10 protein-coding genes are annotated in these 8,385 nt (G+C 57.5%); 3 read left to right on the top strand and 7 right to left on the bottom strand.

Features of this window, described 5'->3' with window-relative positions:
- Positions 1-42: 42 nt before the first annotated feature.
- Positions 43-1,341: an NAD-dependent dihydropyrimidine dehydrogenase subunit PreA gene (gene preA / locus ACTG34_RS10595; protein ID WP_439104895.1), complete on the bottom strand. Its 1,299-nt coding sequence runs from the start codon at positions 1,339-1,341 to the stop codon at positions 43-45.
- 3 nt (positions 1,342-1,344) lie between these two features.
- Positions 1,345-2,685 (bottom strand): NAD(P)-dependent oxidoreductase, encoded by a 1,341-nt coding sequence (locus tag ACTG34_RS10590; RefSeq protein WP_439104894.1) that lies wholly within the window; start codon positions 2,683-2,685, stop codon positions 1,345-1,347.
- A gap of 305 nt (positions 2,686-2,990) precedes the next feature.
- Between ACTG34_RS10590 and accB the strand changes: the two genes are divergently transcribed.
- The 3 genes from accB (at position 2,991) to aat (ending at position 5,569) form a co-directional block, all read left to right on the top strand.
- Positions 2,991-3,476, top strand: a complete 486-nt coding sequence (gene accB / locus ACTG34_RS10585; RefSeq protein WP_439104893.1) for an acetyl-CoA carboxylase biotin carboxyl carrier protein — start codon at positions 2,991-2,993, stop codon at positions 3,474-3,476.
- 13 nt (positions 3,477-3,489) lie between these two features.
- Positions 3,490-4,839 carry an acetyl-CoA carboxylase biotin carboxylase subunit gene (gene accC / locus ACTG34_RS10580; RefSeq protein WP_439104892.1) on the top strand — a complete coding sequence of 450 codons (1,350 nt, stop codon included), beginning with the start codon at positions 3,490-3,492 and terminating at the stop codon, positions 4,837-4,839.
- Positions 4,840-4,924: 85 nt separating this feature from the next.
- The gene (gene aat, locus ACTG34_RS10575) at positions 4,925-5,569 is read left to right on the top strand and encodes a leucyl/phenylalanyl-tRNA--protein transferase (protein WP_439104891.1); all 645 of its coding nucleotides are present in this window, start codon (positions 4,925-4,927) and stop codon (positions 5,567-5,569) included.
- On the opposite strand, the gene ACTG34_RS10570 is transcribed toward aat, so the two are convergent.
- The 5 genes from ACTG34_RS10570 to clpX all read right to left on the bottom strand — a co-directional run.
- Complete coding sequence (locus ACTG34_RS10570; RefSeq protein WP_439104890.1) at positions 5,533-6,066, bottom strand: DUF2155 domain-containing protein; 534 nt, start codon at positions 6,064-6,066, stop codon at positions 5,533-5,535. The two genes, aat and ACTG34_RS10570, sit on opposite strands and share 37 nt — an antisense overlap.
- Complete coding sequence (gene mlaD, locus ACTG34_RS10565; RefSeq protein ID WP_439104889.1) at positions 6,063-6,518, bottom strand: outer membrane lipid asymmetry maintenance protein MlaD; 456 nt, start codon at positions 6,516-6,518, stop codon at positions 6,063-6,065. The genes ACTG34_RS10570 and mlaD overlap by 4 nt, the downstream gene beginning before the upstream one ends.
- Before the next feature lie 45 nt (positions 6,519-6,563).
- Entirely contained in the window at positions 6,564-6,947 is a 384-nt protein-coding gene (locus ACTG34_RS10560; protein WP_062218914.1) for an NADH:ubiquinone oxidoreductase subunit NDUFA12, read from the bottom strand.
- 120 nt (positions 6,948-7,067) lie between these two features.
- Positions 7,068-7,466, bottom strand: a complete 399-nt coding sequence (locus ACTG34_RS10555; protein WP_439104888.1) for a RidA family protein — start codon at positions 7,464-7,466, stop codon at positions 7,068-7,070.
- 157 nt (positions 7,467-7,623) lie between these two features.
- The coding region (gene clpX, locus ACTG34_RS10550; RefSeq protein ID WP_439104887.1) for an ATP-dependent Clp protease ATP-binding subunit ClpX at positions 7,624-8,385 on the bottom strand (762 nt) is incomplete at its 5' end.

Genomic DNA, 8,385 nt, shown 5'->3' with positions numbered 1-8,385 from the left:
ACACACAGGCGAAGGGGGTGTTTTGTCATGGGCCGCCGCGCGCTATTCGCCCGCGACCGCCGCCACATTATTGGGATGCGTGGTCCAGTTCGCGTAATCGCCAACCACCTGACCCGTGCGCGCGTCTATATCGCCTTTGTCGAGCGTTTTCATGGTGATACAGTTCTCCACAGGGCAAACATTCACACATAGATTGCAGGCAACGCATTCATCGTCTTTCACGGTGAACACACGATCGGCGGTCATCTCGATCGCTTGGTGCGAGGTATCTTCGCACGCGGCGTAACAGCGTCCGCAACTGATGCAATCGTCTTGGTTGATGACCGCTTTGGTGACGTGGTTGAGGTTGAGGTATTGCCAGTCAGTGACGTTGGGCGTGGCCTTGCCAACCAACTCATCCACCGTCATATTTTTCTCGTCAAGGTACTGGCTCAGCCCCGAAATCATCTCTTCGACGATCTTGAACCCATAGGTCATCACCGCCGTGCAGACTTGAACATTGCCCGCGCCAAGCGCCATGAATTCCGCCGCATCGCGCCATGTGGTCACGCCGCCAATGCCCGAAATCGGCAAGCCCGCGGTGGCCGGGTTGCGCGCAATTTCGGCCACCATGTTGAGCGCAATCGGTTTGACCGCAGGACCGCAATAGCCGCCATGCGTGCCCTTGCCGTCAATCATCGGCTCGGGCGAAAACGCATCCAAATTCACGGAGGTAATGGAATTGATCGTGTTGATCAGCGATACGGCATCCGCCCCACCGCGCAACGCCGCCTCGGCGGGTGCAAGGATATTGGTGATGTTCGGCGTCAATTTGACGATGACGGGAAGACCCGTCGACTCCTTGCACCACCGCGTCACCATCTCAATGTATTCAGGCACCTGCCCAACGGCGGCGCCCATTCCCCGCTCGGCCATGCCATGCGGACAGCCAAAGTTTAGCTCGAACCCGTCGCACCCCGTCTCGGCGATGCGCGGAATGATCGATTTCCAACTTTCCGCATCACACGGCACCATCACAGAAGCAATCAGCGCACGGTCTGGATAGTCCTTTTTCACGCGGGTCATTTCCTCGAGGTTCACCTCCAACGAGCGGTCGGTGATGAGTTCGATGTTGTTGAGGCCCAACAAACGACGATCCGCGCCGAAAATCGCGCCATAGCGTGGCCCGTTGACGTTGACCACGGGCGGGCCTTCCTCGCCGAGTGTTTTCCACACGACACCGCCCCACCCCGCCTCAAACGCGCGGCGCACGTTGTACTCTTTGTCCGTTGGCGGCGCGGAGGCCAGCCAGAACGGATTGGGAGAGGTGATGCCGCAAAATGTTGTTGTTAGATCAGCCATGTCTTAGCCCTCGCCCATAAGAAATTTATGCATGTTTTCAGCACCATCTCGACCTTCGGCCACAGCCGTCACGGTGAGATCCTCACCGCCAAGGGCACAGTCGCCCCCCGCCCAAACCCCGTCGATGGAGGTGCGTCCACGTGTATCGACGGCGATTTTGCCGCGCTCCAACTCAAGGCCGTCTGGCGCCCCTTTGAGAGACTGACCAATGGCCATAAAGACGTGATCAGCCGCGATCCGCACCGTCTCACCCGTCCCCGTCAGGCGTCCGTCCGCGTCCGTGGTATATTCAAACTCGACCTCGGCGCATGTCCCGTTGCCATGCACGGCCACGGGTTGCGCGTTATACAAGATTTGCACGCCCTTAGATGTGGCGAGGTCTTGCTCGAACGGGGAGGCGCTCATGCGATCACGTCCGCCACGGTAGGCGATTGTGACGTTTTGTGCGCCCAAAAGTTTGGCCTGCACTGCGGCGTCAACGGCCGTCATACCGCCCCCGATCACCACGACATTGCGCCCGATAGGCAGCGTGGATACATCGGTGGACTGGCGCAAATCAGAAATGAAATCAACAGCATCAAGGACGCCGGATTTGTCGACACCCTCGATCTTGAGCGCATTGACGCCACCAAGCCCGATGGCCAAAAACACCGCATCAAAATCGGATATCAACGCGGTTAGGCTAAGATCATCGCCAAGCACATGGCCCGTCTCGATTGTGATTCCGCCGATCTTGACCAACCAATCCACCTCGGCCTGTGCAAAATTGTCGGGCGATTTATAAGATGCGATGCCAAATTCGTTCAGGCCGCCCGCTTTGGCGCGCCCGTCATACATCGTGACGCTGTGGCCATAGCGCGCCAACCGGTGCGCCGCCGCCAGCCCCGCGGGCCCCGCGCCAACAACCGCAACGCGCTTGCCCGTGTCGGCCGCACGGGTGAAGGGATGCGTGCCCTTTGCCATCAATGTATCTGTGGCGTAGCGTTGCAAACGCCCGATTTCGACAGGCTTGCCCTCGGCAACTTCGCGCACACAGACCTCTTCGCATAGGGTTTCCGTGGGACAGACCCGCGCGCACATCCCGCCCAAGATATTGGCGTCAAAGATGGTTTTTGCCGCCGCCTCAGGCGTGCCCGTGGCAATCTGGCGAATGAACAGCGGCACGTCGATTGATGTTGGACAGGCCGTCATACACGGCGCATCATGGCAAAAATAGCATCGGTCGGCGGCAACGAGCGCCTCATGGGCGTCCAGTGGCGGATGAAGATCGGAAAAATTATCTGAATACGCATCAGGATCGAGACGTCCTGCGGCAATCCCTGATGTAAACAAGGTGTTTGGCATGTGATGTGATCCTGCATAGTTGCGCGTGTTTGTCGTAACGTCTGTGGGTCGTTGAGCGACAGCGTGGACGACAAACCCATTTTTGATCAAGTGGTAAATTTTATTTAGGGCGAAATAATCGCTCTTTTACGGCCCAAGTAGACAAATATTAGGTCGCATCCGCCTAATTCATGTGCATTTTGCAGACATACGCGTGGCCAATCGCGTTTTTCGCGGGTTTTCACGGACCCTGACGTGACGTATAAGCGTTAAAAGCAGATTGACATGAGCTCGCAATAGACGGGCGGTATAATAAGTTGGATAACATGACAAAACAAAATGACGCCGATGTGGCCTTCATTCAGGCACTTGCCGAATTGCTCAACTCCAATGACCTCACCGAGGTTGAAGTCAAACGCGAGTATGGCGAAAATGACCGCCTCAATGTGCGCGTTTCCAAAGCACAAGAGATCGTGCATGCCGCACCCGCCGCCTATGCCGCACCTGTCGCCGCCGCACCCGTTGCCGCAGCACAAGCCGCGCCAGCAGACGCCGCACCCGCCGATCCACGCCAAGATCCTAACTGTGTGCCCTCCCCGATGGTTGGCACCGCCTACCTGTCGGCCGAACCGGGCGCCGCCGCGTTTGTAAAGATCGGCGATAGTGTCGAAGAGGGTCAGACCGTATTGATCATCGAAGCCATGAAAACGATGAACCACATCCCCTCGCCCAAATCCGGCACGATCAAACGCATTCTGGTTGACGACGGCACCCCCGTCGAATTCGGTGCGCCTTTGATGATCATCGAATAAGGACGGGTTCCTGATGTTCGATAAAATTCTCATTGCCAACCGTGGCGAAATTGCGCTGCGCGTGATCCGTGCGTGTCGTGAAATGGGTATCGCCTCGGTGGCGGTCCATTCCGAGGCAGACTCGGACGCGATGCACGTGCGCATGGCCGACGAGGCCGTCTGCATTGGCCCGAATTCGTCAACGCTGTCCTACCTGTCATTCCCCGCGATCATTGCCGCGTGCGAGATTACGGGCGCGCAGGCCATCCACCCCGGATACGGGTTCTTGTCCGAAAACGCGGCCTTTGTTCAGATCGTAGAGGATCATGGGCTGGCCTTTATCGGACCATCGGCGGAGCATATCCGCCAGATGGGCGACAAGATCACCGCAAAAGAGACCGCTAAAATCCTCGGCATTCCCGTGGTTCCCGGCTCTCCGGGTGGCGTGCCTGACGTGGAAACGGCCAAAAAACTCGCCGCCGAAATGGGCTACCCCGTCATCATCAAAGCCACCGCAGGTGGCGGTGGACGCGGCATGAAAGTCGCCGAAAGCGAAGAGGTTATCGAGACTGCCTTTCGCACCGCGCGCTCCGAATCCAAAGCCGCATTCGGCAATGACGAAGTGTATATGGAGAAATATCTCCAAAAGCCGCGCCACATCGAAGTCCAAGTGTTCGGCGACGGACAAGGCGGCGGCGTTCATTTGGGCGAACGCGATTGCTCGTTGCAACGGCGTCACCAAAAGGTCTTCGAGGAGGCTCCAGGCCCATCGATCTCCCCCGAAGAGCGCGCCGAAATCGGTGGCATCTGTGCACGCGCGATTGCCGAAATGGGCTATCGCGGCGCGGGGACAATCGAATTCCTCTACGAGGATGGTCAGTTCTTTTTCATTGAAATGAACACACGTTTGCAGGTGGAACACCCTGTGACCGAGGCGATTTTCCGTCAAGATCTGGTGCGCGAGCAAATTCGTGTCGCGGCTGGTCAAAAGCTATCGTTCACACAAGATGACTTGGTGATTGACGGTCACTCGATCGAGGTCCGGATCAACGCCGAACGTCTGCCGAATTTTGCCCCATGCCCCGGTAAGATTACACAGTACCACGCGCCGGGTGGATATGGTGTACGGATGGATAGCGCGCTTTATGATGGCTATTCGATCCCGCCCTATTACGACAGCTTGATCGGAAAATTGATCGTGCACGGTCGTGACCGTCCCGAGGCGTTGGCCCGTCTCAAACGCGCTCTTGGCGAGTTGATTGTGGACGGCGTGGACACCACCGTACCGCTGTTCCATGCGCTGCTCGAAGAGCCCGATGTGTTGTCCGGCAACTACAACATTCACTGGCTTGAGAAATGGCTTGCCGTGAATATGCCGACCTAATCGCGCCATCCCGCGCTGTGTTTCAAAGGCCCGCAGGTATCATGCGGGCCTTTTCTTTTGCTCAAAGACACGTCATTTTGCGCCGATGGACCACACCGAACTCACGCCCGAGATGTTGCTCAATGCCTACGCCAACGGGGTGTTTCCGATGGCCGAAAGTGCCGATGATCCCACGATATTTTGGGTGGACCCTGAACAGCGCGGGATTGTGCCTCTGGATCAGTTCCACCTGTCGCACTCCCTCGCCCGCACGATCCGCCGCGCGCGCGTCACCGTCACCCTCAACCACGCGTTTGAAGAGGTCGTAACGGGCTGTGCGGCGCGCGATGAGACATGGATCAACGCCACAATCTTTGATCTGTACGCCAAAGTTCACGCTCTTGGCTATGCGCAGTCGATCGAGGTTTGGGACGGCACGGAGTTGGTCGGCGGGGCCTATGGCATCACCCTTGGCACGGCGTTTTTCGGCGAGAGCATGTTTTCGCGCAAAACCGATGCGTCAAAAATTGCACTGGCCTATTTGGTCACGCACCTGAAACGTACGGGCTTCACCCTACTCGACACACAGTTTATCACGCCACATCTGGCGTCCCTTGGTGCCATTGAGATCCCGCGTGCACAGTATCACACCCTGTTGGATGGCGCACTTGAGCGCGAGGCAGAGTTTCGGGAGTTTGTAACGCCGCCGTCCGTTCAGGACGTGCTACAGTTGAGAACCCACGCGTCATAGCGGGGATGATCCATCGCATTCAGGGCCGGACTGGATGAGATCATCCATCCTTGAAACACTGGTAAATCAATGCCATCGACGCTTACGTCCAAATAGGCGTAGGCATCACCGGACGGGTTGCCAACGGGATAGCGACAATCGTCAAGTCGCATGGAGACGAACCCCCATGTGGCCGTTTGTCCGCGTGCGATGGAAATGTCTTCGACGCGGCCCGTGAGTTTATCCAGAACACGGATAACGGCCCCTGTGCCGCTCGCAACACTCTCTTGCGTCTCGGTTGTAATATCGAACAATTCGCGTTGAAATCCCTCGTCAGGCAGCGCTTGTAATTGCTCTAGCGACAACCCGCCAAAGCCGATTGCGCTATCATCTAGGGGCGTCTCAACGATCGAGCCGATTCCGGTTTGCAAATCGTCGGTAAACCCCGTGTCCTGCGCCCACGCCGCACCAGTGCTTGCAATCAGCGCCACAGACATCATGAGCGCGCGCGAGATCATTCCGCGCTTCCGTTTCCGGTCACGAATTTGAGCATAAGGTTGATGAGGCTCACGGCCCCTTGGGTGTCCGCGATAACTTGTCCGTCCTCGAATTCGAACATCGAGCCGCCCGGAACCAACTCGACGAAACTCCCCCCCAACAGACCCTCAGAGGTGATCAGAGCGGCGGTATCATCGGGCAACACAACGTCCCCCTCCAAGGTCAATTTGGCCTCGGCGCGGTAGCTTTGTTTGTTCAATTCCAGATCGGTGACAGTGCCTACCTTAACACCGGCAAGGCGCACATCGCTCCCGACAGACACGCCCTCAGCGGAGCGAAAGGACGCGGTGAGATAATAGGTATCAGAGGCTCCGCCCGCGAATCCGGTCGCTTGGCCTGCGTAGATGAGAAATCCGACAGCGAGGGCCAAAACGCCCGCGCCCACGGCGATTTCTGTGGTGTTTTCAGCCATATCCTAATCCTCAGTGGCGCGCGTGGCGCGTCCCGTTTGGGCGGTTTACTCGGGCTGCCACGCCTCATAGTCGGTGCGCGCAACGGGCTTTGCCTGACGAATAGAGCCTGCGGGCGCATAGGCCGCAGCCGTGCCTGTCAGGTTTTCAACGTGCGGCTTTTCCCACTCTTTATGCTCAAGCGGCAGGTGACCGGGGTGGTTGTCGAACGTCCGGTGCAACCAGCCGTGCCACGCGGGATCGATGCGCGAGGCTTCGATCTCGCCATTGTAAATCACCCAACGGCGCGAGTCGTCTTTGTTGCGGTAAAAGATGTTGCCTTGGCTATCTTCACCCAATTTTATGCCGTTGCGCCATGTGAAAAGCTGTGTGCCGATCGTTTGACCATTCCACCACACCAAAGCGCGCAACGCTGTGTTCAAGATACCCATAGGACAACCTCCGAAAATGTTACTTCCTGATATGACCTAATGTGCGTGCAAGGTCCAGAGTGTACCTGTGCAAATCGGGTCAAATCGGTGTGCGCGGCGGGGGTCCGCCACACGCGGCGATTATGCGGGGGCGGCAGGCGGTGTGATTTTTGCCGCCACTTCGATCTCGATTTTCATCGCAGGATCAAGCAGACGCGCCTCGATCATCGTCGCGGCGGGGCGCACCGCGCCAAACACCTCTTGGAGCACCGGCCAGCACGCCTCAAAATCCGCCCCGTCTGGCAAGATGTAGCGTACCTGCACGACATCAGACATCTGACCGCCCGCCTCGCCCACCGCCTTGGCAATGGTCGAAAGCGCGTTGCGACACTGATCGGCCACATCATCGGGCATGGTCATTGTCGCGTAGTCGTAGCCCGTGGTGCCCGACACAAACACCCAACCATCCACGACAACAGCCCGCGAGTAGGCGATCTTCTCTTCGAACGGAGAACCGGAGGAAATGAGTGTGCGAGTCATAGCATGCGGCCTTTCGTGCCAAATATGTGTTGATCTCTTTTGACGCGTTTTGCGGCCTGCGCAAGACAAATCAGTTGCACCAGCACACCGCACATCACCGAAAAACGCCGCCCCAATGGAGCGGCGTTTGACATGGAACTCAACCGAGGCGGATGGATTAAGACGCTGACGCTTCTTTTTCCGCTTCGCCGTAGATAATCAATGGCTTGGCATCGGAATTTACCGCCTCTTCGTTCACCACGACCTCGGTCACGTTTGCGGTGCCAGGCAATTCGAACATGGTGTCGAGCAGGATATCCTCAAGGATCGAACGCAAGCCGCGTGCCCCTGTTTTGCGCTTGATCGCGCGTTTGGCGATGGCGGTGAGGGCCTCATCGGTGAAGGTGAGCACAACATCCTCGATCTCGAACAGGCGCTGATACTGTTTGACGAGCGCGTTTTTCGGCTCGGACAGGATCGTGACAAGCGCATCTTCGTCGAGGTCTTCGAGGGTTGCAAGAACCGGAAGACGGCCGACGAACTCAGGGATGAGGCCGAATTTCAACAGATCTTCAGGCTCCAACTCGGAGAACAACTCACCAATACCCTTGGCGTTTTCCTCTTTCACATCCGCGCCAAACCCGATGGCGGAGCCTTTGCCGCGTTGTGCGATGATCTTGTCCAGACCCGCAAACGCGCCACCACATACGAACAAGATGTTCGTCGTGTCGACTTGCAAGAACTCTTGTTGGGGATGCTTGCGCCCGCCTTGTGGGGGAACGGAGGCCACGGTGCCTTCCATGATTTTCAACAGCGCTTGTTGGACGCCCTCGCCCGATACGTCACGGGTGATCGATGGATTGTCCGACTTGCGCGTAATTTTATCAACTTCGTCGATGTAGACGATACCGCGCTGTGCGCGCTCGACATTGTACTCTGA

The organism is Celeribacter marinus, assembly GCF_965656515.1.
GTDB classification, from domain to species: Bacteria; Pseudomonadota; Alphaproteobacteria; order Rhodobacterales; family Rhodobacteraceae; genus Celeribacter; species Celeribacter marinus_D.
This window is presented reverse-complemented; position numbering and strand designations above follow the sequence as displayed.